Origin of the sequence: Micromonospora sp. LA-10 (assembly GCF_051853095.1) — a bacterium.
In the GTDB taxonomy this organism is placed as follows: Bacteria; Actinomycetota; Actinomycetes; order Mycobacteriales; family Micromonosporaceae; genus Micromonospora; species Micromonospora echinospora_A.
Genome location: NZ_CP195710.1, coordinates 5,274,323 through 5,299,730 on the forward strand (window position 1 = coordinate 5,274,323; position 25,408 = coordinate 5,299,730).

Sequence of the window (25,408 nt, forward strand, 5' to 3'; positions counted from 1 at the left end):
TCAGGCGTCGGCGGCGGCGTCCACCACTGTGAGCAGTTCGGCGACGTCGTAGCCGCCGTCGTGGCGGACGTCGTTGACGAACAGCGTCGGCGTGCCGTTGACGCCGCTGCGGATGCCGCCGACGAAGTCCTGCCGGACCCGGTCGGCGTACTCCTGCCGGCCGACCTCCGCGGCGATCTCGTCCGGCGACAGGCCGATCTGCTCGACGCCGAGCGACAGGTGCACCGGGTCGAGCTGGTCCTGGTGCTGGAAGAGCCAGTCGTACATCTCCCAGAACCGGCCCCGGGCGGCGGCCGCCTCGGCGGTCTCCGCCGCGCTCTCCGCGTACGGGTGGATGTTGGCGATCGGGAAGTGCCGGTACGCCAGGCGCACCACGTCGGCGCGCTGGCGCAGCACCTCGGTGAGGTTCGGGTACGCGGCGCCGCAGAACCGGCACTGGAAGTCGCCGTACTCGACGATCGTGACCGGCGCGTCCACCGGCCCGCGTACGTGGTCGCGGTCGGTCACCGGGGTCCGCAGCCGTGCGGTGGTGACCTGAAGTGGCGTGGTCATCAGGCGTTCACCCGCCGATCCGAATCGAGCCGAACCAGTGCGTCGAGGATGCCGTCCACGCCCGGGTTCACCTCGGGCGGCGACAGGTGGCTCCAGGCGACCCGGCCGTCCGGGTCGACTACTACGAGCGCCCGGTCGGACTGCCCGCGCGGCGCGTACGCGCCGTAGCGGCGCGACACCTCGCCCTTGGGCTCGAAGTCGGCGAGCAGCGGGAACTGGATGCCCTGGCTCTCGGCGAACGCCCGGTGCGAGTCGACGCTGTCCACCGAGATGCCCAGCAGCACCGCGTCGTGCCGCTCCAGCTCGGGCAGGGCCGCCTGGTAGAGGGCCATCTGCTCGCCGCAGACCGGTGACCAGTCGGCGGGATAGAAGGCCAGCACCACCGGACGGCCCCGGAACTGGCCGGGACCCACCTGTCGCCCGTCCGGCGCCGCCGGCAGCGTGAACCCGGGGACGGCCCGCCCGGGTGTGATCAGCCCGTTCGGATCACTCATGCCTCCCACCATGGCCGGCGCCCGGGTGAGGCGGGCTCACCCGGGCGGGGTGGTTCGGCTCAGCGCACGACGAGGTGGTTGTGCACCTCCCGGATGCCGGGGGCGTTCCACACCACCCGCTCGATCTCCGCGCGTTCGCCGGCGGAGTGGACCTGCCCGCCCAGCAGCACGGTGTCGCCGTGCACCCGGACGTCGACGCTCTCGGCCTCGGTGGCGGCGTTGCGCGCGAGCGCGTCCACGATCCGCTCGGCCAGGTCGTGCCCGTCGGCGCGTACCGCCGGGCGCACGGCGATTCCGTTGCTCACCCCGCGTACGCCGGTGAGCCGGGCGACCGACCGTTCGGCGGCCCGCCGCTGGTACTCCCACTCGACGTCGCCGTGCAGCGTGACCCAGCCGTCGGAGACGGTCACCTGCAGCGCCTCGACCGGCACGAAGGCGTCCCATTCCAGCGCCCGTACGGCCGCGACGGCGATCTCCGGGTCCTTCCGCCCGGCCGCGGTGGCGATCTGGACGAAAAGGTCGTTGGCGACCGCGCGGACCCGGGCGGCCCGGTGCGCGGCGCGTTCGGCGGCCCACTTCTTGGCGTAGCTGTCCACCCGGCCGGTCAGCGTCACCACGCCCTCGGTGACAGTCACCCCGATCTCTTCCGGGCCGACCCGGGGTTCCCAGGTCAGTTCGTCGAGCACCGCGGACTGGATGTCCCGGTCGGTGCGCGTGATCGTGTCGGTGGCCATCCGGCTCTCCCTCCGTCGATGGCGGCGCGGGCACGCGGTCCCGCACCCGCGATCCTGCGCGTGTCCCGGGTGACCGGCCCTCACCCGGTCCGGGTGAGGCGACGGCGACATTCGGCGGCATCACACGACGGTGGCCGCCCCGGGAGTCCCGGGGCGGCCACCGTGCGGTGCGTGCGGGTCAGCCGTCCAGGCCGGCCGGGGAGTTCGGGCGGTCCACGTCCACGAACTCGATCTCGTCCGCGGCGCGGTCGCGGCTGCCCGCGGCGCGGGCGGCGGTGCCGGCGGCCCAGCCGATCGCCGCGCCCGCGAGCGCCGCCGCGATCAGCAGCGTCCAGGGCAGGGCGGGCCGGCGCCCGGCCAGCGCGTCGAAGGCGAGCGTGGCACGCCGGCGCGCCTCCTCGGCGGCGGAGCCGACCAGGTCGGTGGCGTCGTCGGCGAGGCCGGAGGAGTTGCGGCGGGCGGTGCGGGTGGCGTCGCGCACGCTGTCACCGGCGGAGCCGGCCGCGGAGAGCAGGTGCGACCACGCCTGGTCGGCGACCCGCTCGGCCTTGCCCCGGCGGTCCAGCAGGTTGGATCCGAACATAGTTCTACCTCCTCGGGTGCCGAAGGCCGGCGGCCACTTCGGACTCCGGTGTCCATCCGGCGCGTCACGGGTTGACTCCCCCGGGCAGTGCCCCGCGCGCGGCGGCGGCAAACCCACAGTGGGTCGCGGTCGCCCACCCGTCTCCGGAAACGGGACGAACCACCCGAACGCGCCGAGAGTGGGGTGTCGGCGCTAAGTGCGCGCGCCCGCTACCCTGGTCGGCGGATCGACGGGTCCGACCGGCCGTAAGGCTGGCCGTGGCCCGCGGCGAAGGGGAAACTGGAACCCGGAGGTCCGGATTGGGTACGCCCAGGTGTGCCCAGTTCGCGAATTGCTCATCCCGGGGGGTGGCGACCGAGGCGTTGGAGGAATACTCTCGGTCGCGGCCCGCGTACTGATGAGGCGCCCGTCAAGGGCGAGTGGAGGTGCTCGCGTGAGCCTGTCGATCGTGAAGTCGGTGCGGCCGGGTGGTGTCGTCCAGATCGCGCCCCGTGGGGAGATCGACGTCGACACCGCGTACGAGGTGCGGGAAGCGATCGCCGAGGTGCTCGCGAAGGGCCGTCCCTCGCGCATCGAGCTGAACATGCGGCTCGTCACGTTCATCGACTCGGTCGGCATCAGCGCCATGGTCGCCGGCTTCCAGACCTGCGAGGTCAGCGGCGTCAAGCTGGTGGTCACCGAGCCGAGCCGGTTCGTGCACCGGCAGCTCTGGGTGACCGGCCTGCTCGGCCTCTTCGGCGCTCCCGAGCCGTGGTTCGCCGACGACACCCCCGAGGTGCTGCCCGGCGCCTGAGCGCCGCTCACACCCCCTCCGGCCAGGGGACCTTCTACCCGTTGCCAGTCCGGCGTCCGTACGGGACGATCGTCGCGACGCACGACGGCGAGGGGGCCCGCTTGCAGAGCAGCGACAGCTTCAGCTACACCGTGCAGACCCGGTGCAGCCGGGCCGACGCGGTGGCCCTGCTGGGTGACCTGAGTCGCCAGGGTGAGCTGCATCCGCTGATCGTCCGGGTCCGGCAACTGCCGGCCCGGCCGGGCGCGCTGGCCAGCTACGCGATCACCGACCGGCTGCAACTGGGCCCGCTGCACTTTCCGGTCACGTACCAGGCGGACGTGCTGGTCGCGAACGAGGACGAGGTGGTCACGGTGGCCCGGCAGCAGCCGGCGACCACGGTGCGCAACCACACCCGGCTGCGCGACGAGCCGGACGGCACCGTACGCATCGACGTGGAGATCACGCTGACCGCGCCGGCGCCGCTGTTCGGGTACGCGTTCCGTCAGGCCCGGGCGGCTCACCTGAGCCTGGCGGCGCGTCTCGGCGCGACGCTGGAGGGCCGGCCCGATCCGGCCGGCCCCCCTGGTGCGCGCTAGTACACCGACAGGTGCACGTGGTTGGTGTGGTCGCTGGACGGGTCGCCGTTGCCGCCGCTGTACGACTTCCACCCGCTGCTGGGCAGCCAGATCTGCTTGAACCAGATCACGTAGAGCACGGCGAGCGGGTCGGCGTTGCGCACGAAGTAGGCGGCCAGGTTGTTGCCGTACGTCCGGTCGCCGCCGGTGGCCACGCCGCCGAAGCCGTTCTTCTGGGCGGCGAAGTCGCAGGCCCGCCCCTTCGGGTGCTCGCCCGAGCCGCTGGGCCGGTGGCACGAGACGTACCGGGTGAAGCCGGCCGCCTTGGCCTGCTGCAGCGCGTGCAGCGTCCGCGGGGTGATGCAGCCGTTGGCCGGGGTCGGGTCGTTGACGCTGCACGACTCCGACGGCCACGAGCCGTCCGAGTTGCGCGGCGCCGGCTTCGCGTTCTTGTTGGAGGTGCCCTGGACGCTGCCGCCTCCGCTGCTGCTGTTGCTGCGTGCGGAGCGCTGGTTCGCCACTTCGAGCGCGCGCTCGGCCTGCTCCTTGCGCTTGCCCATCACCGTGACCTGCTTGCGTTGCTCGCGGATCTCGGTGTCGAGCGCGGCCCGGGTGCGGGTGGCCTCGTCGCGGGTGGCGATCAGTTCGCGCACCGTGCGGTCCTCGTGCGCGGCGACCTGTCCCAGGGTGGCGGCCCGATCCATGAAGCCCGCCGGGCTGCTGCTGTCGAGCAGCGCCGCTGCGGTGCCGAGGCGGCCGGCACGGTACGCCACTCCGGCGATCTCGCCGACCTTGGCGTCGCGTGCGGCGAGTTCGGCGCCGACCGTCTTGAGCTGGTCGTTCAGCTGCTTCTGGCGGTTCACCGACTGGTTCAGCGCGGCCTTCGCCTCCAGCCAGCCCTTGCTGGCCGCGTCGAGTTGGGCGCGCAGCTCCGGCGTGCCGCCCTCGTCGTCGCCGGGTGCGGCGGCGAGCAGGGCGGTCCGGGGCGCCGCCGAGGCGGGGGAGGCCGGAACGGTCGCGACGCCGAGAGTCAGGGTCGCGACGAGCAGGGCCGCCAACCGGGCGGCCGTCCGTCGTGCAGGTGCCACTGGGGGCATTCACATGTCCTTCCGTCAACCGCCGACCGGGTTAGCTGACGGGTTCGGGACGGAAGATCCCTACCGCTGACGCGGATGCACCCCACGTGCGTGGTTCCCCGGCTCGCCCCTTCGGGCGATTAGGCGACGGCCACCCCACCTGCGCCGGTGACGCCGGTGGCTGCGGCCGCGACCGAGCCTACCGGCGCTGCCCGGACGCGGCTCCGATGCGTGGTGCCGCATGGTGGGGCAAAACCGACATTACTGTACAACAGCCACAGTGATTTAAGTCTGTCCTAATCACCACTCGGTCTTGCCGCACACGCCCGCGGACGCTCCGGGTTCGACCTGCAACGTGGCGTGATCGATGGAGAAGTCCTCGTGCAGCGCGGCCCGGGCGGCGGCCAGCACCCCGCCGGGGTCGACGCCCGGATCGGTGGTCAGGTGCGCCGAGGCCACCTCCATCCCGGAGGTGAGCGTCCAGACGTGCAGGTCGTGCACCTCGGCCACGCCGGGGACCGCGGCCAGCCGGTCGTGCACGGCGGTCACCTGCAGGTGCTCCGGCGCCGCCTGCACCAGGATGCGCACCGCGGCCCGGCCGAGCCGCCAGGTGCGCGGCAGGATGAACAGGCCGATCCCGACGGCGACCAGGGGGTCCGCCCACCACCAGTCGGTGACCGCGATGACCAGCGCCGCGGCGATCACGCCGAGCGAGCCGAGCAGGTCGCCGAGCACCTCCAGGTACGCCCCGCGCAGGTTGATGCTCTCCTTCGATCCGGCCCGCAGCAGCGCGAAGGCGACGATGTTGGCGAGCAGGCCGAGCACCGCCACCACGAGCATCGGGCCGGCGAGCACCTCCGGCGGCTCGCCGAAGCGGCGTACCGCCTCGACCAGGACGTAGACCGCGACGGCGCCGAGCAGCACTGCGTTGGCGAGGGCGGCGAGCACCTCCAGCCGGTAGAGCCCGAACGTGCGCTGCGGGTCGGTGCCGGCGCGGCGAGTGGCGGTGATCGCCGCGAGGGCCATGCCGATGCCGAGCACGTCGGTGAACATGTGCCCGGCGTCGGAGAGCAGGGCGAGCGAGCCGGTGGTGAAGGCGGCCACCGCCTCGACCACCATGAGGACGGCGAGCAGCGCGAACGCGGCCCAGAGGCGGCCCCGGTGGCGGTGTGCCGCGTTGGCCACCGCGCCGCTGTGGTCATGACCTGCGCCCACGCCAACACCCTCCCTGCCGCGTACCGGCCGGGCCCAATGTATGCTCACATCGCTATGTATGCAAGTGAACTGTGGGCGGCGCCGACGCGACCACTCACCCCACCGGGTCGAGCGTGGTGAGACGCTGCGTCGCCCGGGACAGCGCCACGTAGAGCGTGCGCACGCCCGACCCGGGATCGGCCCGGATCTCGCTCGGCGCCACCAGCACCACGCCGTCGTACTCCATGCCCTTGGCCTGCAGGCTGGTCACCACCTGCAGCCGGCCCGCGCCGCGCGTGCCCAGCCAGCCGGCCACCTCGTCCCGGCGCGGCACCGGCGTGATCACGCCGACAGTGCCCTCCACCTGCCTGAGCAGCGCCTCGACCGCCTCGACGGTGGCCGCCGGCAGCTCGGCGGCGGGCACCGTGCGCTCCACCGGCGGCACGCCGGTGGACCGGACCGCGTCGGGCAGCGGCAGATCCGGGTACAGCCGGCGGATCTCCGCCGCCGCCACCGCGAAGATCTCCGCCGAGTTGCGGTAGTTGGTGGTCAGCTCGTAGCGGTGCCGCTTGCGCCGGCCCAGCGCCTGGTCCCGGGCCCGGTCCAGCTCCTGCGGGTCGCCGGTCCAGGCCGTCTGCGCCGGGTCGCCGACCACCGTCCAGGACGCCAGCCGCCCGCGCCGGCCCACCATCCGCCACTGCATCGGCGACACGTCCTGCGACTCGTCCACCACCACGTGCGCGTAGTCGCGGTAGTCGGCCGGACGCTCCCGGGCCGCCGCCCGGGCGGCGCGCTGCCGATCGGCGTACGTGCTCAGCTCGCGCACACCACCGGCGAGCTGGTACGGGTCGCGCTTGGGTCGGGCCCGCTGCACCGGCTTGCCCAGCAGCGCGTCCAGCTCGTCCAGCAACGCGATGTCCGCCACCGTCAGCCCGTCGGTGGCGAGCGTGCGGTACGCCTGCCCGAGCAGCCGGATCTCGGCCGAGGAGAGGATCCCCCCGGCGTAGCGGCGCAGCCGGTCCGGGCGGGCCAGCCAGTCCAGCACGTGCCGCGGGTGCAGCCGGGGCCACCACGCCTTGAGGAACTCGCGGAACTCCGGCCGCTCGATGATCTCGTCCTCGAACGCGGGCTGCTCCGGCAGCCGGCCCACCCGCAGCGTGCGGGCCTGCGCGTAGAGCGCGGCGAGCACCGCGTCGAACGCCGACCGGCGCACCTCGTTGCGGCGCGCGCCCCGGGCCAGCGTCCGGTCCCGGATCGCGTCCAGCGCGGGACGCTCAAGGCGCAGCAGCTCACCCCGGTACAGCAGGCGCAGCTCGGCGGGGGAGTCCGGCACCGCGTCGCGTACCGCGCGCTCCAGCACCCGGCGCATCCGCAGCGAGCCCTTCACCGCCGCCACGTCCGGCGGGTCGGTCCGGGACGCCGACAGGCCCGGGAACAGCGAGCCGAGCGAGTGCAGCGTGGCGGTCTCCTCGCCCAGCGACGGCAGCACCGAGGCGATGTACTCGACGAACACGCCGGACGGGCCGACCACCAGGATGCCGCCGCCGGCGTACCGGGCCCGGTCGGAGTAGAGCAGGTACGCGGCCCGGTGCAACGCCACAGCAGTCTTGCCGGTCCCCGGACCGCCGGAGACGATCGTGACGCCGTTGCCGGGGGAGCGGATCGCCTCGTCCTGCTCGCGCTGGATGGTGGCGATGATGTCCCGCATGCCCCGGCCGGTGGCCCGGGACAGCGTGGCCAGCAGCGCCCCGTCGCCGACCACCGCCATGTCCGGCGGCGCGGCCTCCGGGTCCAGCAGGTCGTCCTCGATCCGGGTGACCTTCTCCGAGGCCGACTGGATCGTGCGCCGGCGCACCACGCCCCGAGGCTCGGCGGGCGTGGCCTGGTAGAACGCGGCGGCAGCCGGGGCCCGCCAGTCCACCACCAGCGTCTCCGCGTCCACGCCCCGCACACCCAGGCGGCCGACGTGCAGCACCTGCCCGGTACGCAGATCCAGCCGCCCGAACACCAGCCCCTCGTGCTCGGCGTCGAGCACGTGCCGGCGCTGGGCGGCGTGGAAGACCATCGCGTCCCGCTCGACCAGCGCGCCGAAGTTGCCGACCCGGGCCAGCTGATAGCCCTCCCGCTCGGCGTCGGCCGCCGACCGGCGCAGTTCGGCCAGCCGGGCGTACACCCGGTCGAGGTGGCGCTGCTCGGCGGCGATCTCCCGGTCCAGCGTGGTCTGGTCGGTCAACGCGGATGCTCCTGTGGTCGGACGACACGACGGGCTGAATGAGGGTACGGGCCCTCGGCAACCGCGGCGCCGGGGCATGCCGTCCGCGTGGCGTACGTCAGTGCCGTCCGGGAGCGGGGGACGCTCAGAGGCGGGTCGCCGGGCGGCCGGCCAGCACCCGGTCCACCACCCCGGCCACGGCGGAGTTCACCTGGTCCGGGCGCTCCATCATCAGCATGTGGCCGGCGCCCGGGCACACGGTCAGCTCCGTGGTGGGCAGCGTCGCCGCGATCGACTCGGCGCACGGCGGCGGGGTGAGCCGGTCCCGGTCGCCGACCAGCGCGGCGGCCGGCAGCCCGCCGAGCGCGGCGAGCGTCTCCAGCCGGTGCTGCGCCCCGATCGAGGCGCGGAACCCGCCGATCGAGCGCAGCGTGGCGCGGGCCACCGCCGAGGTGACCAGGCGGATGTCCGCCGGGTCGCAGCGGTCGCCGAACAGCATCCAGCGGATGCTGGGGCGCAGCGCGCGCAGCAGCGCGTGCGGTGGCCGCCAGCCGCCGCACCGGGCCAGCACCCCGGCGCCGGTGGTCTCGGCGAGCCGGATCAGCCGGGTGATGCGGGGGGAGAGGCCGTAGACGGTGTGCGTGTGACCCTCGGCGGTGGTCGAGACGAAGACCAGCCCGGCGGTACGCGCGGCGAACCGGTCGGGGTGGCGGTGGGCGTACTCCATCACCGTCATACCGCCCATCGAGTGCCCGACCAGCACGACCGGCCCGGACGGGACGATCTCGTCGATCACCGTGGCGAGGTCGTCGCCGAGCTGGGCCAGCGTGGCGTCGCGCAGCGCCAGGCAGCTCGACCGGCCGTGGCCGCGCGCGTCGTAGGTGACCAGGCGGACCCGGTCGCCGAACCGCTCCCGCATGTCGGCGACCTGGCGGTGCCAGCTGCGCCCGTCGAGCGTCCAGCCGTGCAGCATCACCACGGTGACCTCGGCGTCGACCGGCCCGGTGACCGTCACGTGCAGCCTTACGCCGTCCGGAAGCCGCAGTTCCATGTCGTCCACCCCCGAGCCGTCCGGTTTGCGTCCACCGGGTGTCCCGGCGGTGACACCGGCGTTACCCGTCATGACACCACGGCAACCGGGGCGGGGAGAAGATTCGCGTCCCGCCCCACGAGGACCGGATCGATGACCAGGCTGGGGGCATGCCGTCCGCCGCCCGCAGTCCACGCGCCGCGCTGGCCGAGCTGCTCGCCGGCAACCGCCGCTTCGTCAGCGGGCAGCCGGTGCACGGGCACGACGTCACCGCTGCCGCCGCCGTGGCCTCCGGCGACCAGCAGCCGTACGCGGTGGTGCTGGGCTGTATCGACTCCCGGGTGCCGTTGGAGGCGATCTTCGACCAGACGTTCGGTTCGATCTGCGTGATCCGTACCGGCGGGCACGTGCTGGACCGGGCCGTCCGCGGCTCGATCGAGTACGTGGTGGAGCAGCTCGGCGTACGCCTGGTGATGGTGCTGGGCCACGAGCGCTGCGGCGCGGTCGGCTCGACGGTGGACGCGCTGCGCACCGGGCGGTGCCCCGGCGGGGACCTCGCGTACGTGGTGGACCGGATCGCCCCGGCGGTCACCGACGTCGGCGTGGACGACCCGGACGCGCATCCGCTGGCGATCCGCCGCCACGTCCGGCGCACCGTCGCCGCGCTGCGGTGCGACGACCGGCTGGCCGGGCCGGTGGACGCCGGTGAGCTGGCAGTGGAGGGCGCGCTCTACGACCTGGCCACCGGCGAGGTGACGCTGCTGCCGCAGGAGCAGACGCGAAACCGCCCGCCGGGATGATCCCGGCGGGCGGTTTCGGTGGTGCGGGTGAGGGCGCTCAGCCCTCGAAGACGCCGGCCTCGACGAGGCGCTTCTCGGTGGCGTCCCAGCCGTGGTCCGGGTAGGACGCGGCCAGGCCGTTGATCTCGGCGCGGATCTTGGCGGCGTGGCCGGCGGCGGCCAGCACGCGGATCTCCTCGACGAAGGCCTCGGAGTCGGTGCGCAGGTGCGCGGTCTTGCCGTTGGTCAGGTTGCGCACGTAGGCGTGCTTGCCGCCGTTGAGCGGGATCAGGTACTTGAACTCGCCCAGCACGCTGAGGGCGCCACCCTGGCCAGCCTGGCCGGCCCGGACTGACGCGCGCGCGGTCTTAGAGGTGTTGCTCGCCACGGAGGTACTCCTTGCAGACGTACGGTGGGGACGGAAGGCCGTCCGGGGGCTGTGCGGGCGACGCCCGGTTGAGCGCCTGCCCGCGAAGATGTACGGCGGCACACAGAACCGCCCAGAGAACTGTACACGACCGCGACACCTGGCTGGTCGTCGCGGCGTCAGAGTGCACAACCGGCTCCACCTCCCGGGTATTTCCCGCCGGCTGGGACCGGCGAATTTTCCGATTCGCTGGCGCACCACCAGTCACACAGGTAATCATGTGTGTTCAGGTACCACTCGGTAGGACGAGGTCGTAGGGGAAGACGCACCTCGGCTCACCGGGAGGTCACCGTGCCAACGCGTGGCGTCGTATACGTCCACTCGACCCCGCTCGCCGTGTGCTCGCACGTCGAGTGGGCGATCGCGCGCGTCCTCGCCGCGCCGGTCAACCTGCACTGGACGGCGCAGCCCGCCGATCCGGGCGCTCGTCGCGCCGAGTGCGGCTGGACCGGCAGCCCGGGGACCGGCGCGGAGCTGGCCGCTGCCCTCCGGCAGTGGCCCATGATCCGTTTCGAGGTCACCGAGGAACCCAGTCCCGGCGTCGACGGCGAGCGCTTCATGTACGTACCGGGCCGCGGCCTGTTCCGGGCCGCCGTCGGCGCGGCCGGTGACATCCAGCTCGGCGAGGACCGGCTGCGCAGCCTGATGGCCGCCGCGCGCGGCCCGGAGGCGCTCGCCCACGCGCTGGACAAGGCGCTGGGCACCGCCTGGGACGCCGAGCTGGAGCCCTACCGGTACGCCGGCGACGGCGCCCCGGTGACGCTGCTCACCCGGGTCGGGTGACGGCGGCCGAGTTGCCCCGATACGGTGGGCCGCGTGTCGATTTCCCCGCGGCGCTCCGCCGTCGCGCTCGCCGCACTGACCGCGCTGCTCGTCTCCGGGTGCTCCGACGGGCCGGACCGGCCCCGTCCCACCCCGTCGAGTCCGGCGCCGTCGTCGGCCGCGCCGGCGCCGAGCGACCCCCCGGCCGCTGACCCGGCCGCCCGCGCCGCCGCGCTGGTCGGCACGCTCTCCGACGAGGACCTGGTCGGGCAGGTGCTGATGCCGTACGCGTACGGCAGCTCGGCCACCAAGGTCTCGGCCGGCTCGGCGGCCGGCAACCGGTCGCTCGCCGGCGTCGACACCCCCGCCGAGATGGTGGCCAAGTACCGGCTCGGCGGCGTGATCCTGGTCGGCTTCAGCGCCGACGACCCGACCTCCGGCAACCAGGCCACCACTAACGTCGACAACCCCAAGCAGGTCCGGGCGCTGACCGACGGGCTGCGCGCCGCCGCCGGCAAGCTGCCCGCCGGCGCCGCGCCGTTCCTGATCGGCACCGACCAGGAGTACGGCGTGGTCACCCGCATCACCGACGGGGTGACCCTGCTGCCGAGCCCGCTCGCGGCCGGCGCCGCCGGGAACCCGGCGCTGACCGAGGCCGCCTGGCGGGCCGCCGGGGCCGAACTGGCCGCCATGGGCATCAACCTCGACTTCGCCCCGGTCGCCGACGTGCTCGTCACCCGCAGCACGGTGATCGGCTCCCGGTCCTTCGGCGCCGACCCGGCGACCGCGTCCCCGCAGGTGGCCGGCGCGGTACGCGGACTGCAGGCCGAAGGCGTCGGCGCGGCGGTCAAGCATTTCCCCGGCCACGGCCTGAGCGCCGAGGACTCGCACACCGAGCTGCCCGTGATCAAGCAGTCCCGCGCCGACCTGGACCGCCTCGCGTTCCCGCCGTTCCGGGCCGGGATCGGTGCCGGAGCCATGGCGGTGATGTCGGCCCACCTGGACGTCAAGGCGGTCGACCCGGGCACCCCGGCGACGTTCTCCCGCAAGCTGCTCACCGACGTGCTCCGCGGCCAGCTCGGCTTCCAGGGCGTGGTGATCACCGACGGGATGAACATGGCCCCGGCGAAGAAGTGGTCGCCGGGCGAGGCCGCGGTGCGCGCGCTCAACGCCGGCAACGACCTCATCCTGATGACGCCGAACGTCAGCCAGGCGTACGACGGGCTGAGCGCCGCGCTCAAGGACGGCTCGCTGCCCCGCGCCCGCCTGGTCGAGGCGGTCACCCGGGTGCTCACCATGAAGTTCCGGCTGGCCGGGCGGGACGCGCCCGCGCTGTCCACGCTCGACGGCGCCGCGCACCGCAAGGCCGCCGACGACCTCGCCACCGCCGCGGTGACGGTGCTGCGCGGCAAGTGCGGCAGCGCGGTGAGCGGACCGGTCAGCGTGACCTCCTCCGGCGGCCGGGAACGCACCCGCAAGCTGCTCACCGAGGCGCTCACCGAGGCCGGCGTCAAGGTGGTGCCCTCCGGCGGCACCGTCGTGCACCTGGTCGGGTACGGCGACGGGGCGAAGGACCTGCGCGCCGACGCCGCCGTGACCGTGGCGATGGACACGCCGTACGTGCTGTCCGGGGCGAAGTCCCCGACGCTGATGGCGACCTACTCGTCCACCCGGGCCTCGATGAACGGCCTGGCAGCGGTGCTCGCCGGCAAGGCCCGCCCGGGCGGCCGCTCCCCGGTGCCGGTCGCCGGCCTGCCCGCCACCACCTGCCGCACCTGACCGCCCGCGTAACTCGGGTGCGGCCCGGGGCGGCCGGCTGGCAGGGTGGCGCCCATGGGAGAGGCAGCACAGGGATTCCGCTACGTCGAGCGCGCCGACGGGACAGTGGTCATCACGCATCACGGCCGGGTCGCGAGCACGCTACGCGGCGGCCGGGCCGCGCAGTTCCTGGCCGAGGTCGACGACGATCCGCAGCTGACCATGGCCCGGTGGACCGGCAACTACCGGCGCGGCAACGAGCGCACCGCGCGGCAGCACCCCCGCAACCGCGCCTGAGGTGTAAGGAAGGGCCCCTTCTTAACGCCTGCGGTAGAGGAAGGGCCCCTTCTTAACGCCTGCGGTAGAGGAAGGGCCCCTTCTTAACAAGTCGCCTGTTAAGAAGGGGCCCTTCCTTACATGCATCAGGGGCGGGTGAAGACCAGCGCCACGTTGTGCCCGCCGAAGCCGAACGCGTTGTTCAGCGCCGCCGGGATCTCCATGTGCCGCGCCTTGTGCGCGGCGACGTCCAGGGTGAGGCCCTCGTCCGGATCGTCCAGGTTGATCGTCGGCGGGATCACGCCGTCCCGGATGGCCAGGATCGTGGCGATCGACTCCAGCGCCCCGGCCGCGCCGAGCAGGTGCCCGGTCATCGACTTGGTGGCGGTGAGCACCGGGTGGTCGCCGACCGCCTTGCGCAGCGCGCCGATCTCCAGCATGTCCCCGACCGGGGTCGAGGTGGCGTGCGCGTTGACGTGCACGATGTCGGTACGGGCCACGTCCGCGTCGGCGACCGCCCGGGCGATGGCCCGGATCGCGCCCTCGCCCTCCGCGTGCGGCTGCACGATGTCGTACGCGTCCGAGGTGATCCCCGCGCCGGCCAGGCGCGCGTACACCCGGGCGCCCCGGGCGGCGGCGTGCTCGGCCCGTTCCAGGATCACCACGCCCGCGCCCTCACCGAGCACGAAGCCGTCGCGGCCCGAGTCCCACGGCCGGGAGGCCCGCTCCGGCTCGTCGTTGCGGGTCGACATGGCCCGCATCGAGCTGAAGCCCGCGATCGGCAGCGGGTGGATGACCGCCTCGGTGCCGCCGGCCACCACCACGTCGGCCCGGCCGGCGCGGATGATGTCCAGTCCCAGCGCGATCGCCTCCGCGCCGGTCGCGCAGGCGCTGGCCACAGTGTGTACGCCGGCCTTGGCGCCCAGCTCCAGTCCGACCCAGGCGGCCGGACCGTTCGGCATCAGCATCGGGATGGTGTGCGGGGAGACCCGCCGCGGTCCCGACTTCTCCAGGATGTCGTCCTGGGCGAGAAGCGTGGTGGCGCCGCCGATGCCCGAGCCGACGCTGACCGCCAGGCGCTCCGGGTCCGGCCCGGCCTCGGCCAGCCCGGCGTCGGCCCACGCCTGCCGGGCGGCGATGATGGCGATCGCCTCGGAGCGGTCCAGCCGGCGCAGCTTCACCCGGTCCAGCACCTCGGACGGGTCGACCGCCAGCTGGGCGGCGATCCGGACGGGCAGGTCCGCCGCCCACTCCTGGGTGAGCGCACTCACCCCGGAGCGGCCGGCGAGCATGGCGTCCCAGGTCGACGCGACGTCCCCGCCGAGCGGGGTCGTCGCGCCGAGCCCGGTGACGACGACGTCGGGACGACTCATGATCAGGACTGCGCCTCGATGTAGCTGACCGCGTCACCGACCGTCTTGAGGTTCTGCACCTCGTTGTCCGGGATCTTGACGCCGAACTTCTCCTCGGCCGCCACCACGACCTCCACCATGGAGAGCGAGTCGACGTCGAGGTCGTCGGTGAAGGACTTCCCCTCGGCCACGTCGTCCGGGTTCACCCCGGCAACCTCTTCGAGGATCTCGGCGAGGCCGGCGGTGATCTCGTCACGGGTCATTGCGGTTGGTTCCTCTCATCGGGGGTTACCGGTGACCGGCGTCGCCGGCCACGCGCCTCGGCGCGTTCGCGCCCGAGGGGGTCTCAGGGGCAGCGCACGACCTGACCGGCGTAGGTCAGGCCGCCGCCGAAGCCGAACAGCAGCACCGGGGCGCCCGAGGGCACCTCGCGCCGCTCGACCAGCTTCGACAGGGCCAGCGGGATGCTCGCCGCCGACGTGTTGCCGGACTCGACGATGTCCTTGGCGATGATCGCGTCCGGGATGTTCAGCCGCTTGGCGATGCCGTCGATGATCCGGACGTTGGCCTGGTGCGGCACGAACGCGGCCAGCTCCGACGGGTCCACCCCGGCCCGCTCGCAGGCCTGCAGCGCGAGCGGGGCGATCGCCGTGGTGGCCCAGCGGAACACCGACTGCCCCTCCTGCGCGATGTACGGCTGCCAGCCCTCGATGCGTACCGCGTCGCTCTTCTCCGGGGCGGAACCCCAGACCACCGGCCCGATCCCGGCCGGCTCGTCGTCGGCGGTCGCGGTGACCACCGCGGCGCCCGCGCCGTCGGCGAAGATGATGCAGGTCGAGCGGTCGGTCCAGTCGGTGAAGTCGGAGAGCTTCTCCGCGCCGACCACGATCGCGTTGCGTGACGCGCCGGCCCGGATCGCGTGGTCCACGGTGCCCAGCCCGTACGCGAAGCCGGAGCAGGCGGTGTTGAGGTCGTACGCCCCCGGCGCGTTGATGCCGAGCTTCGCCGCGACCCGGCAGGCCACGTTGGGGCTGCGGTCCACGGACGAGCAGGTGGCCACCACCACCAGGTCGATGTCGGCGGCGGTGAGGCCGGAGTTGGCGAGCGCCTTGCCGGCGGCGGCGGTGGCCATGTCGGCCACCGTCTCGTCGCCGGCGATCCGCCGCGAGACGATGCCGACCCGGTCCCGGATCCATTCGTCGCTGGTGTCGACCATCTGCGCGATCTCGTCGTTCGTGACGACGCGGGAGGGCTGATAGTGCCCCATCGCGACGATCCGGCTGCCGGCCATTTAGTGCGTTCCTCCGATGCGGACGAGGGGCTGGCCCGGGGCGACCGGGTCGTCGTGGTGCGCGAGCCACTCGGTGAGCAGCCCGTTGTCGTGCGCGGTCACCTCGACCGGCCCCTGCGGTCCGGCGACGTGGCCGAGGACCTGGCCGGCGCGTACCTCGGTGCCCACAGTCGCCTCGGCCGCCCGGGCGAGGCGACCGGCGGCGGGGGAGACCACCATCCGGAACCACGGCGCGGGCGGGCGGGCGGCCGGACCGGCGTGCCGGGCGATCAGCCGCCGCGCGGCGGGCAGGTCGGCGGGGGTGTTCAGGGTGACGATCTCCGGTGCGCCCTCGCCCTTGAGTTCCCGCTTGACCAGCCCGGCCAGGGTGCCGGCCGGCGGCAGTTCGATCACGCCGGTGACCCCGAGGTCGGCCAGCGTGCGCATGCACAGGTCCCAGCGGACCGGGGCGGTGACCTGCCGGACCAGCCGCTGCACCGTCTCCGGGCCGTGCCCGACGGGCGCGCCGTCGAGGTTGGACAGCAGGATCCGGGCCGGGGCGGAGGCGGTGACACCGGCGGCGACGCCGGCCAGCGCGGCCTCGGCAGGCGCCATGTACGGCGTGTGGAACGCGCCGGCCACCTGGAGCCGGATGACCCGGGTGCGGGCCGGCGGTTCGGCGGCGAGCTTGTCCAGCCCGTCGACAGCGCCGGCGGCGACGATCTGACCGGCGCCGTTGCGGTTGGCCGGGTGTAGCCCGTGGGCCGCCAGCGCGGCGAGCACCTCGTCCGGGTCACCGCCGAGCACGGCGGCCATCCCGGTCGGCTCCAGCGCGCAGGCAGCGGCCATCTCGCGTCCGCGTACGCCGGCGAGCGTTACGGCGGCCTCGGCGGGCAGCACCCCGGCCAGGGCGGCGGCGCCCAGCTCACCGACGCTGTGCCCGGCGACCAGCGCGACGTCGTGCATCGGCAGGTGCTCGGCGGCGAGCAGCGCGGCGGCGACGAGCAGCGGCTGGGTGCGGGCGGTGTCCTTGATCTCGTCCGCGTCGGCCCGGGTGCCCAGGTGGATCAGGTCCACCCCGGCCAGGGCCGACCACCAGCGCAGGCGCGCCTCGACACCGTCGAGGTCGAGCCATGGGGCGAGGAAGCCGGGCTTCTGCGAACCCTGTCCCGGAGAGAGTACGGCGAGCACGTGTACGACTCTGACGGATACTCGCGGGTCACGCTGTAACGCACGGCACGAAACCGCACTAGAACCTTTAGAGGAAACCTACAAAGATCGGCGACGATCATCGCTACTCTGGGACGATTTCCGCCCCGCTGGGCTTCCTGTCTGGCTCGGGACCGGTGCGACTGCCGGTACCACCGGGTCGAGCCTACCGACGGTCAGCGCCACCTGCAGCGCGAAGGCGTCGCGCGGGGCGAGCGGCGAGAACGCGGTCACCTCGGCGATCCGCTTCAGGCGGTACCGCACGGTGTTCGGGTGCACGAACAGCGCCCGGGCGGCGCTCTCCAGCGTGCCGCCGGCGGCGAAGAACGCGTCGAGCGTCTCCAGCAGCTCACCGCCGGAGCGGGCGAGTGCCGCGTACACGTCGTGGCGCAACCGGCGGCGGGCCTCGGTGTCGCCGGCCAGCGCCCGCTCCGGGAGCAGTTCGTCGGCGGCGACCGGGCACGGCGCGGTCGGCCAGGCCGGCGCGGCCCGGAACCCGGCCAGCGCGGCCCGCGCCGACTCGGTGGCCTCGTCCAGGCTGGGCACCGCCGGGCCGACCACCACCGGCCCCTCACCGAAGGCGGTACGCAGCTTCTCCGTGGCCGCCACCGGGTCGGCGGCCCCGCCCAGCACGATGACCAGGCGGTCGCCGTGCACGCCGCCGATCACCTCGACGCCGATCCGCCGGGCCTGCCGATAGACGGTGTGCAGCACGGCGGCCACCTCGCCGCCCGGGGAGCGGCCCACCGCCACCGCGACCGGCGGCGCGTCCGTCCAGCCCAGCGCGGCGGCCCGGCTGGCCAGCACGTCGGGGGAGTCGCCGCGCAGCAACGCGTCGACGAGCAGCGCCTGCAACCGGGCGTCCCAGGAGCCGCGGCTCTCGGCGGCCCGGGCGTAGACCCGCGCGGCGGCGAACGCGATCTCCCGGGAGAAGCGCAGCACCGCCTCCCGCAGCGACTGCTCCTCGCCCGGTACGGCCAGGTCCGACACCTGCTCCTCGACCACGTCGATGGTCACCTTGATCAGCGCAACGGTCTGCTGGAGGCTGATCGAGCGGGCCAGCGCCTGCGGCGCGGCGGCGAAGACCTCGTCCGACACCTCCTGGGTGCGGTCGGTCGCGCCGCCGCCCTGGCGCAGCCACTGCACCAGTGACCGTACGCCGGCCTGGGCCACGAGCATGACCCAGGAGCGCTGGTCGGCGGGCAGGCCGCGGAACCAGGGCAGCGTCTCGTCCATCCGGGCCACGCTGGCGGTGGCCAGGCTGCCCGCCGCCCGTTCGATGCGGCGCAGCGTCGCCGACGTCTCCGTGCCGCCCGGTTCGCTCACCGCACCAGCCTGACACGCGCTGAGCAGCGGTTCCACTCCGAGGTGGTGGCGTCGTCGTGGCGTGACGATCTCCACCGGTACGCGCTGGCGATCTTGTCCGGGCGGGCCAGTACGGTGTCAGGGCGCGCCCGGGTGTTCCGGCGGGCGCGCGAGGGCGACGGTGAGGAGGCCGGGATGGCGCAGGGGGAGGCCGAGCACGGTTGCGCCCAGGGCGAACCGTGCCGGCGTGGCCACGACCAGCCGGTCACGGCCACGCACCCGCGTCGGCCGTGCCTGCACCACCAGGGCGAGCAGACCGTCGGCCGGGCCGCGGAGCGCGCCGAGGACGAGCCGGTGGTGCCCCGTCAGCGGGCCGCCGAGCCGGCGCATCTCGCGGACGAGCCGTCGCCGGAGCAGGGCTGCCGCAGCGATCTGGCGGGCTGGGCGGGTGCCCACCGCCACGGCGCGGTACGCCCGCGCAACCGGGTGGTCCGCCGGGAGCGCCCGCCGCGCCGCTGGTGCTGACGCGGGGCCGCCGGCGCTGACGCCGGCCGGGCGGGTGCAGGGCCTGGTCGCGGCCGGGTTCAGCGGGTGCGGCGGCGTACCAGCAGCGCGATGCCGGCGAGCCCGGCGGTGATGACCAGCACGACGCCCACGTTGAGCAGCAGCAGCCGCTGCAGTTCGCCGAGGGCGGTGTCGAGATCGCCCACCGGGTCGAGCGCCTCTTCCGGCAGCACCCGCTCGCCGCCGCCGATGCCACCGGCGAGCGTGTCGAACTGCGCCGGCAGCGGCACCCCTACCGAGCGCAGCGTCTCGGGCATGTTGAGCCGCCCGAAGAACCAGCCCGCGCGGGGGTTGCTCCTGTCCGGCTGCTTCGCCGGCCGGTAGACGCGCGGGCCGCCCTTGGCCAGGGGGAAGAGGTCGTAGGTGCGCTGCGGACCGGCGGCGACGTGCACCACCACCGTGTACTTCGGACCGAGGTCCGCGGCGGCCGGGCCGCGCAGCTGGCCGGTCGTGCCCAGCCACTTGATCTGGTCGATCACCAGGTGGACCTCGGCCGACCGGCTGTCCGTGCGCAGCCGCAGCGGCTCGTCGAGCTTGTCGCCGGTGATGTCGACGCCGGTCGGCGCGGGCGCGGGCTTGGGTTTCGGGGCGGCCTGGGCCGCCGCCGTGCCGGTCAGGGCCAGTGTGCACGCGAGGGCCGCCATGGTCCCGGTCACGGCGATCAGCAGCCGTCTCACCTTCCGGATCATCGCCGCCTCCTCGCCCCGTTCGATGGCTGGCTTCCGCTGCAGTCACACTGGACCGGTGTCCACCACAAAGACTCCGCAGAACGGCGCTTGGTTGCAGCAGGTGGAAGAGTATTTGGAACTATTTGCGAGCTGAGACCGACCAATGAGCGGCCGATGATCTTCGGCCGGATCTTACCCGGACGGAGGGAACCATGGGGGGCAGGGTCGCTCGTGTGGCGCGTACCTGGCTGGTGGTGCTCGGGGTGGCGGCGGCGGTGTCATTGCTGCCGGCCGCGCCGGCCGCCGCGCACAACTCGCTGACCGGCAGCGACCCGCGCGACGGGGCCCGGCTGGCCGCCGCGCCGCAGCGGATCGAGCTGCGGTTCCTGGCCACGCCGAAGGAGGCCACGACCGAGGTGACAGTCACCGGACCGGACAACGTGGCCGCGACCGGCGGCGCGCCGACCTTCAACGGCAAGCGGGTGATCGTGCCGTTCCGGCCGGGCGCGGCCGGGCTCTACATCGTCACCTACCGGCTGGCGTCCGACGACGGCCACCCGGTCAAGGGGGAGATCCGGTTCACCCTCACCACCGGCACCCCGGCCGAGTCGCCGTCGGCGACCGCGCCGCCCACCAGCGCCGCACCGACCGCCGCGCCCACCAGCGCCGCGCCGTCCCCGGCGAGCCCGACCCCGGCCGCCGCCGAGGCGGACGACGACGGGGGTACGGGCTGGCTGTGGGCGGCCGGCGCGGTGGTGGTGCTCGCCGCGCTCGGTGGCGGGCTGCTGCTGCGCCGCCGGGCCGGCCGCCGCTGACGCCGGCCGGTCAGGGCGAGCAGGCTCGCGGGTAACTCCGCGTGACGCGGCCGGCAAAACGATCGCCGAAAACCGATATGCCTCTGAGTCATAGTTATGACTCAGAGGCATATCGCTCAACACGGGTACCGTTTCCCGGCCACGACACGCCCGGACCGCCGGGGCGACCGGCGCCGGACCTGCCGCTCAGACCAGGCGTACGCGGGCGGCGCGCAGCCGGGTCAGCGTACGGTCGCGGCCGAGCACCTCCAGCGACTCGAACAGCGGCAGCCCGACGGTGCGGCCGGTGACGGCGACGCGTACCGGTGCCTGTGCCTTGCCCAGCTTCAGCCCGCGCTCCGCGCCGACCGCCTCCAGCGTGGCCTTGAGCGACTCGGCGTCCCAGGACTCCAGCGCCTCGAACGCGGCGATCGCCGCGTCCAGCAGGTCGGCCGCGCCCTCCTTCATCGCCTTCGCCCACGCCGCCTCGTCGATCAGCGGATCGGCCAGGAAGAGGAAGTCGACGTTCGGCACGATCTCGCTGAGCACCGCGATCCGGGTCTGCGCCAGCGGGGCCACCGCCGCGAACGCGGCCGGGTCGAACTCCTCCGGCTGCCACGGCGGCGGGGCGATGGTCCCGGTGCCGGTGAGCCACGGCTGGCAGGCGGCGACGAAGTCCTCCACCGGCAGCGCCCGGATGTAGTCGCCGTTGAAGGCGCGCAGCTTCTTCTCGTCGAAGAACGCCGGGGACGGGTTGACCTCGTCCAGCCGGAAGTCCTGCTCGATCACCGACCAGGGCACGATCTCCCGGTCGCCCGACGGCGCCCAGCCCAGCAGCATCAGGTAGTTGCGCATCGCGTCGGCGAGGTAGCCCTCGTCCCGGTACGCCTCCAGCGCGACCTTGTCCCGCCGCTTGGACAGCTTCTGCCGCTTCTCGTTCACCACCACCGGCACGTGCGCCCAGATCGGCGGCTTGACGCCGAGCGCGTCCCAGAGGAGCTGCTGCTTCGGGGTGTTCGGCAGGTGCTCCTCGGCCCGGATCACGTGGGTGATCCCCATCGACATGTCGTCGACCACGTTCGCCAGCAGGAACACCGGGGAGCCGTCGCCGCGCGCGATGACGAAGTCCTCGATCAGCTTGTTCTCGAACGTCGGCTCGCCGCGCACCAGGTCGACCACCACCGTCTCGCCCTCGTCGGGCGTACGGAAGCGCAGCGCCCGGCCCTCGCCCGGCTCCAGGCCCCGGTCGCGGCAGAAACCGTCGTAGCCGCGCTGCTGCGGGCCGGTACGCGCCTGCACGTCCTCGCGGGTGCAGTCGCAGTAGTAGGCCCGGCCGCCCTCGTACAGCCGCTGCGCGGCGGCCCGGTGCTCACCGGCGTACGAGGACTGGAAGTACGGGCCCTCGTAGCTGCCCCGGGCGATGCCGATCCACTCCAGCGCGGACAGGATGCCCTCGGTCCACTCGGGCTTGTTGCGGGCCGCGTCGGTGTCCTCGATGCGCAGCACGAACACCCCGCCCTGCTGCTTGGCGAAGATCCAGTTCTGCAGCGCCGAGCGGGCGCCGCCGACGTGGAACATACCGGTCGGGGAGGGGGCGAAGCGTACACGTACCGTCACGTCCCCCAGCCTACGGCGGACCGCGACGGGTTTCCGGCAGGGGGCCGGGTCAGGGCACCGACTTGATCTTCACCACCAGGGCGCTGCCGAGCACGGTGACCACAGCGGTGACCGCGTACAGGGTGGGGTAGCCGCCGAGGTGCACCACGATCGGCGCGGACAGCGCCGGGCCGAGCACCTGCGGCGCCGAGTTGGCGATGTTGATCACGCCGAGGTCCTTGGCCCGGTCCGTGGCGGCGGGCAACACCTGCGTGATCAGCGCGGCGTCCACCGCCAGGTAGACGCCGTAGCCCGCGCCGAGCAGCAGCGCCGCCACCATCGCCATCGGCCAGGTCGGCGCCACCGCGAGCAGCAGCGCCGCCACCGCCATGATCAGCCCGGAGGCGATCACGAAGACCTTGCGCCGGCCGGAGCGGTCGGACATGCGCCCGGCGACCACGGCGGTCAGCATCATCCCGACCGTGTAGAGCAGGATCAGGATCAGCAGCGAGCCCTCGGGGTCGGCGACCCGTACCCCGTCGGTGAGGAAGTAGAGCAGGTAGAGCGTGCCCAGCGCGTTGCCGGTCTGCACCAGGAACCGGGTGAACCACGCCCAGGCGAAGTCGGGGTGGCGGCGCGGGCTGATCCACATCGAGGAGAACAGCGAGCGCAGCCGCAGCGGCGAACGGTGCTCCCGGGGCAGGTGGTCGTCCTGGGTCAGCAGCGCGAACGGCAGCGACAGCAGCAGCACGGCGAGCGCGATCGCGGCGTACCCGGCGGCGTTGCCGGTCACCACGGCCGTCACCAGCACCGCGCCCAGCACCAGGCCCAGCGCCTGCGGGATGCCCACCCAGCCGGACACGCCGCCGCGCTGCGCCACCGGCACCCGGTCCGGGATCGCCGCGGTGAGGCTGGCCAGCATGGCGTTGAAGCAGACCTGCGCGGCGACCCAGGCCACCGCCACCCCGGCGATCGTGTTCTGCCGGGCCAGCAGCACCAGCGCGAGCGCGCCGATCACCGCGCCGAGCGCGGTCCAGACGTGCCGGCGGCCGAAGTGGCGGTTGGCCAGCCGCAGCGAGGTGCGGTCGGACAGGGCCCCGGCCAGCGGGTTCGCCAGCACCGCGGCGAGCGCGCCGATGCCGGTGACCACCGCCAGCATGGCCTCCTTGTCGGCCGGCGCGATGCGTTCCACCTGCTGCGGCAGCAGCACCTGGATCGGGGTGAAGAACGCCATCCAGACGCCCAGGTTGGCCGCGAAAATCAGCGCGATCCAGCTCCGCCGTACCGGCACCGTCGGTTCCGCGAGCGCCGCCGGCAGCGACGCCGGCGTCGGGTTCACAGTGGTCATCGCCGCACCAGGTCCCGAAACCAGGTGTACGACGACTTCGGCGTCCGCCGCTGCGTTTCGAAGTCGACGTGCACCAGGCCGAATCGCTTGGTGAAGCCCTCGGCCCACTCCCAGTTGTCCAGCAGTGACCAGACGAAGTACCCGGTCACCGGCACGCCGGCGGCCATCGCCTCGCGCACCGCGCGGACGTGCCCGTCCAGGTACGCGATCCGCTCGGGGTCGTGCACCCGGCCGTCGGCATCCGGCGCGTCGTCGTACGCGCAGCCGCTCTCGGTGACCTGGATCGGCGGCAGCGCGTCGCCGTACCGCCGGTGCAGCTGGAGCAGCAGGTCCCGCAGGCCGTCCGGGGCCACCGGCCAGTCGAACGCGGTACGCGGGTAGCCGTCCAGCGGCACGATGTCGAACGGCAGCGGCGAGTCCGCCTCGGGCGCGCGGATGCCGGTCGGGTTGTAGTAGTTGACCCCGAGCACGTCGATCGGGGCGGCCAGCACGTCCAGGTCGCCGTCGCGGATCACCGCCGGGTCGACGCCCGGCGCGTCCGGGTAGCCGCGCCCGAGCAGCGGATCGGTGAACAGCAGGTTGTGCAGCGCGTCGTACGCCGCCGCGGCGGCCCGGTCCGCGTCGGTGTCGCCGGCGACCCGCACCGGGGAGTAGTTGTTGGCGATCGCCACCGGGGACGTGGTGCGGGAGCGCAGCGCGGAGACCGCGAGACCGTGCCCGAGGAGCTGGTGGTGGGCCACCGGGAAGGCGTCGAACAGCAGCATCCGGCCGGGGGCGTGCACGCCCATGCCGTAGCCCATGCTCATGTGGATGAACGGCTCGTTGAGCGTGATCCAGAGCTTCACCCGGTCGCCGAGGCGGCCTGCGGCCAGGTCGGCGTACTCGGCGAAGCGGGCCGCGGTGTCGCGGTTCAGCCAGCCGCCGGCGTCCTCCAGCGGCTGCGGCAGGTCCCAGTGGAACAGCGTGGCGACCGGGTCGACGCCGGCGGCGAGCAGGCCGTCCACCAGCCGGTCGTAGAAGTCCAGCCCGGCGGCGTTGGCCGGGCCCGTCCCGTCGGGCTGGATCCGGGGCCAGGCGATCGAGAACCGGTACGCGGACACGCCCAGCCCGGCCAGCAGCGCGGTGTCCTCGGCGTACCTGTGGAAGTGGTCGCACGCCCGGTCGCCGCTGCTGGCGTCGGTGACCCGGCCCGGCTCGTGCGCGAACGTGTCCCAGATGGACGGACCGCGACCGTCGGCAGTGGTCGCGCCCTCGATCTGGTACGCGGAGGTGGAGACCCCCCAGCGGAAGCCGGCGGGGAACTCGGGCATCGGCGCGGTCGTCAAGGCACCCTCCAAGACATGAAGCGTGCTCGCGACTCTAGGGCTCGGTGGACCGCCGCGCCATAGGCCGGGATGACTGCTTGATGCAAGGGGGTTCGGCGTGTCTTTTCCGAACCCGTCCACTTAAGTCCGATTTACACATAGAGTGCCGAATATCGCGGATGTGATTTAAGTGGGGGAAAATTACTCATGATCCTCGTGGAACGCAGCGCACACGTGGCGGCGCCGGTGGAAGTGGTCTGGGACGTCGTGCAGCGCGCCGAGCAGCTGCCGGCCTGGCTGGCGGGAGTCCGCGCGGCCGAGGTCCTGTCCGGGGAGGGATTCGGGCGGCGGCAGCTGGTCCAGGCCGGACGCGGCGCCGCGCACGAGGCCGAGGTGATCGCCTTCCAGGAACCGACCCTGATCGGCTGGCGCGAACGCGCGAAGGGCGCCGGCGCCCGGGCCGAGGCGCGCACCGAGATCTACGTCCAGCTGACCCCGGACGAGGAAGCCGGCGGCACCGTCGTACGGCTGATCGTCGTGCGGTGGCCCGCCGGACCCGTCAAGGCGGCCCTGCTCCGGCTCGGCCTGCGCCGGGTCGGCGCCGACCTGGAGGACTCGCTGGCCCGGCTGACCGACCTGGCCGCCGTCGGCTGACCGAGCCCGTCCCGGCGTCGCCCGCGATGGTGACGGCCCGGCGTTCCCGCCAGGGACGCCGGGCCGTCGTTCTACCCGAGGGTGTTAAGAAGGGGCCCCTTCTATGCCGGAGGCGTT

General features: G+C 73.7%; 27 protein-coding genes and 1 riboswitch. Of the genes, 9 read left to right on the plus strand and 18 right to left on the minus strand.

What is annotated here, in order from left to right; all coding sequences use genetic code 11:
• The 4 genes from ACSDG8_RS24915 to ACSDG8_RS24930 all read right to left on the minus strand — a co-directional run bounded on the left by ACSDG8_RS24915 (position 1) and on the right by ACSDG8_RS24930 (position 2,363).
• Positions 1–552, minus strand: coding sequence for a DsbA family protein (locus ACSDG8_RS24915; protein WP_210893564.1), 552 nt, complete (start codon positions 550–552; stop codon positions 1–3).
• Positions 552–1,046 carry a redoxin domain-containing protein gene (locus ACSDG8_RS24920; RefSeq protein WP_210893566.1) on the minus strand — a complete coding sequence of 165 codons (495 nt, stop codon included), beginning with the start codon at positions 1,044–1,046 and terminating at the stop codon, positions 552–554. The genes ACSDG8_RS24915 and ACSDG8_RS24920 overlap by 1 nt, the downstream gene beginning before the upstream one ends.
• A 59-nt stretch (positions 1,047–1,105) precedes the next feature.
• Positions 1,106–1,780 (minus strand): BON domain-containing protein, encoded by a 675-nt coding sequence (locus tag ACSDG8_RS24925; RefSeq protein ID WP_210893568.1) that lies wholly within the window; start codon positions 1,778–1,780, stop codon positions 1,106–1,108.
• A gap of 178 nt (positions 1,781–1,958) precedes the next feature.
• Positions 1,959–2,363, minus strand: coding sequence for a hypothetical protein (locus ACSDG8_RS24930; RefSeq protein WP_210893570.1), 405 nt, complete (start codon positions 2,361–2,363; stop codon positions 1,959–1,961).
• Between the two features lie 433 nt (positions 2,364–2,796).
• On the opposite strand from ACSDG8_RS24930, the gene ACSDG8_RS24935 reads away from it, so the two are divergent.
• Together ACSDG8_RS24935 and ACSDG8_RS24940 are read left to right on the plus strand one after the other, a co-directional pair.
• Positions 2,797–3,156, plus strand: a complete 360-nt coding sequence (locus ACSDG8_RS24935; RefSeq protein ID WP_013287849.1) for an STAS domain-containing protein — start codon at positions 2,797–2,799, stop codon at positions 3,154–3,156.
• A 101-nt stretch (positions 3,157–3,257) separates the two neighbouring features.
• A complete protein-coding gene (locus tag ACSDG8_RS24940) occupies positions 3,258–3,734 on the plus strand; it encodes an SRPBCC family protein (protein WP_210893572.1) in 477 nt (158 codons plus the stop codon).
• On the opposite strand, the gene ACSDG8_RS24945 is transcribed toward ACSDG8_RS24940, so the two are convergent.
• From ACSDG8_RS24945 to ACSDG8_RS24960, 4 genes are all read right to left on the minus strand, one after another.
• Positions 3,731–4,810 (minus strand): coiled-coil domain-containing protein, encoded by a 1,080-nt coding sequence (locus ACSDG8_RS24945; protein ID WP_210893574.1) that lies wholly within the window; start codon positions 4,808–4,810, stop codon positions 3,731–3,733. The two genes, ACSDG8_RS24940 and ACSDG8_RS24945, sit on opposite strands and share 4 nt — an antisense overlap.
• Before the next feature lie 4 nt (positions 4,811–4,814).
• A riboswitch (cyclic di-AMP (ydaO/yuaA leader) is annotated at positions 4,815–4,946 on the minus strand.
• Positions 4,947–5,089: 143 nt separating this feature from the next.
• The gene (locus ACSDG8_RS24950) at positions 5,090–6,004 is read right to left on the minus strand and encodes a cation diffusion facilitator family transporter (RefSeq protein WP_073831277.1); all 915 of its coding nucleotides are present in this window, start codon (positions 6,002–6,004) and stop codon (positions 5,090–5,092) included.
• Between the two features lie 94 nt (positions 6,005–6,098).
• Complete coding sequence (locus ACSDG8_RS24955) at positions 6,099–8,216, minus strand: HelD family protein (RefSeq protein WP_210893583.1); 2,118 nt, start codon at positions 8,214–8,216, stop codon at positions 6,099–6,101.
• 124 nt (positions 8,217–8,340) lie between these two features.
• Complete coding sequence (locus tag ACSDG8_RS24960; RefSeq protein ID WP_210893944.1) at positions 8,341–9,246, minus strand: alpha/beta fold hydrolase; 906 nt, start codon at positions 9,244–9,246, stop codon at positions 8,341–8,343.
• 149 nt (positions 9,247–9,395) lie between these two features.
• Here ACSDG8_RS24960 and ACSDG8_RS24965 point away from each other — a divergent pair, with 149 nt between their 5' ends.
• On the plus strand, positions 9,396–10,025 hold the full coding sequence (locus ACSDG8_RS24965) for a carbonic anhydrase (protein ID WP_210893585.1): 630 nt from the start codon (positions 9,396–9,398) through the stop codon (positions 10,023–10,025).
• Positions 10,026–10,062: 37 nt separating this feature from the next.
• On the opposite strand, the gene ACSDG8_RS24970 is transcribed toward ACSDG8_RS24965, so the two are convergent.
• A complete protein-coding gene (locus ACSDG8_RS24970; RefSeq protein ID WP_026268296.1) occupies positions 10,063–10,392 on the minus strand; it encodes a hypothetical protein in 330 nt (109 codons plus the stop codon).
• Between the two features lie 330 nt (positions 10,393–10,722).
• Between ACSDG8_RS24970 and ACSDG8_RS24975 the strand changes: the two genes are divergently transcribed.
• Genes ACSDG8_RS24975 through ACSDG8_RS24985 form a run of 3 tightly spaced genes read left to right on the plus strand, consistent with a single transcriptional unit; the run spans position 10,723 to position 13,248 of the window.
• The gene (locus tag ACSDG8_RS24975; protein ID WP_030503630.1) at positions 10,723–11,214 is read left to right on the plus strand and encodes a DUF3145 domain-containing protein; all 492 of its coding nucleotides are present in this window, start codon (positions 10,723–10,725) and stop codon (positions 11,212–11,214) included.
• Positions 11,215–11,247: 33 nt separating this feature from the next.
• On the plus strand, positions 11,248–12,972 hold the full coding sequence (locus ACSDG8_RS24980) for a glycoside hydrolase family 3 protein (protein WP_439427278.1): 1,725 nt from the start codon (positions 11,248–11,250) through the stop codon (positions 12,970–12,972).
• 54 nt (positions 12,973–13,026) lie between these two features.
• Positions 13,027–13,248: a hypothetical protein gene (locus tag ACSDG8_RS24985; RefSeq protein WP_210893589.1), complete on the plus strand. Its 222-nt coding sequence runs from the start codon at positions 13,027–13,029 to the stop codon at positions 13,246–13,248.
• Between the two features lie 125 nt (positions 13,249–13,373).
• Here ACSDG8_RS24985 and fabF read toward each other — a convergent pair whose 3' ends face one another.
• From fabF to ACSDG8_RS25010, 5 genes are all read right to left on the minus strand, one after another.
• The gene (gene fabF / locus ACSDG8_RS24990; RefSeq protein WP_210893591.1) at positions 13,374–14,600 is read right to left on the minus strand and encodes a beta-ketoacyl-ACP synthase II; all 1,227 of its coding nucleotides are present in this window, start codon (positions 14,598–14,600) and stop codon (positions 13,374–13,376) included.
• Positions 14,601–14,602: 2 nt separating this feature from the next.
• Positions 14,603–14,842, minus strand: a complete 240-nt coding sequence (locus tag ACSDG8_RS24995; RefSeq protein ID WP_007072348.1) for an acyl carrier protein — start codon at positions 14,840–14,842, stop codon at positions 14,603–14,605.
• 83 nt (positions 14,843–14,925) lie between these two features.
• Entirely contained in the window at positions 14,926–15,870 is a 945-nt protein-coding gene (locus ACSDG8_RS25000; protein ID WP_210893594.1) for a beta-ketoacyl-ACP synthase III, read from the minus strand.
• Positions 15,871–17,040, minus strand: a complete 1,170-nt coding sequence (locus tag ACSDG8_RS25005; RefSeq protein ID WP_210893595.1) for an ACP S-malonyltransferase — start codon at positions 17,038–17,040, stop codon at positions 15,871–15,873.
• Positions 17,041–17,118: 78 nt separating this feature from the next.
• Positions 17,119–18,459 (minus strand): PucR family transcriptional regulator, encoded by a 1,341-nt coding sequence (locus ACSDG8_RS25010; RefSeq protein WP_307856184.1) that lies wholly within the window; start codon positions 18,457–18,459, stop codon positions 17,119–17,121.
• A gap of 99 nt (positions 18,460–18,558) precedes the next feature.
• Between ACSDG8_RS25010 and ACSDG8_RS25015 the strand changes: the two genes are divergently transcribed.
• The gene (locus ACSDG8_RS25015; RefSeq protein WP_210893597.1) at positions 18,559–18,888 is read left to right on the plus strand and encodes a hypothetical protein; all 330 of its coding nucleotides are present in this window, start codon (positions 18,559–18,561) and stop codon (positions 18,886–18,888) included.
• A 59-nt stretch (positions 18,889–18,947) separates the two neighbouring features.
• On the opposite strand, the gene ACSDG8_RS25020 is transcribed toward ACSDG8_RS25015, so the two are convergent.
• Positions 18,948–19,616: a hypothetical protein gene (locus ACSDG8_RS25020; protein ID WP_210893598.1), complete on the minus strand. Its 669-nt coding sequence runs from the start codon at positions 19,614–19,616 to the stop codon at positions 18,948–18,950.
• Positions 19,617–19,807: 191 nt separating this feature from the next.
• On the opposite strand from ACSDG8_RS25020, the gene ACSDG8_RS25025 reads away from it, so the two are divergent.
• Positions 19,808–20,410, plus strand: a complete 603-nt coding sequence (locus ACSDG8_RS25025) for a copper resistance CopC family protein (RefSeq protein WP_210893599.1) — start codon at positions 19,808–19,810, stop codon at positions 20,408–20,410.
• A 186-nt stretch (positions 20,411–20,596) separates the two neighbouring features.
• Here ACSDG8_RS25025 and gltX read toward each other — a convergent pair whose 3' ends face one another.
• From gltX to ACSDG8_RS25040, 3 genes are all read right to left on the minus strand, one after another.
• Entirely contained in the window at positions 20,597–21,967 is a 1,371-nt protein-coding gene (gene gltX / locus ACSDG8_RS25030; protein WP_247678390.1) for a glutamate--tRNA ligase, read from the minus strand.
• Between the two features lie 88 nt (positions 21,968–22,055).
• A complete protein-coding gene (locus ACSDG8_RS25035) occupies positions 22,056–23,333 on the minus strand; it encodes an MFS transporter (RefSeq protein WP_073831291.1) in 1,278 nt (425 codons plus the stop codon).
• Positions 23,330–24,643 (minus strand): GH1 family beta-glucosidase, encoded by a 1,314-nt coding sequence (locus ACSDG8_RS25040; RefSeq protein ID WP_210893602.1) that lies wholly within the window; start codon positions 24,641–24,643, stop codon positions 23,330–23,332. Before ACSDG8_RS25040 ends, ACSDG8_RS25035 begins: the two co-directional genes overlap by 4 nt.
• A 201-nt stretch (positions 24,644–24,844) precedes the next feature.
• Between ACSDG8_RS25040 and ACSDG8_RS25045 the strand changes: the two genes are divergently transcribed.
• Positions 24,845–25,291, plus strand: a complete 447-nt coding sequence (locus ACSDG8_RS25045; protein ID WP_073831293.1) for an SRPBCC family protein — start codon at positions 24,845–24,847, stop codon at positions 25,289–25,291.
• Positions 25,292–25,408 lie beyond the last annotated feature (117 nt).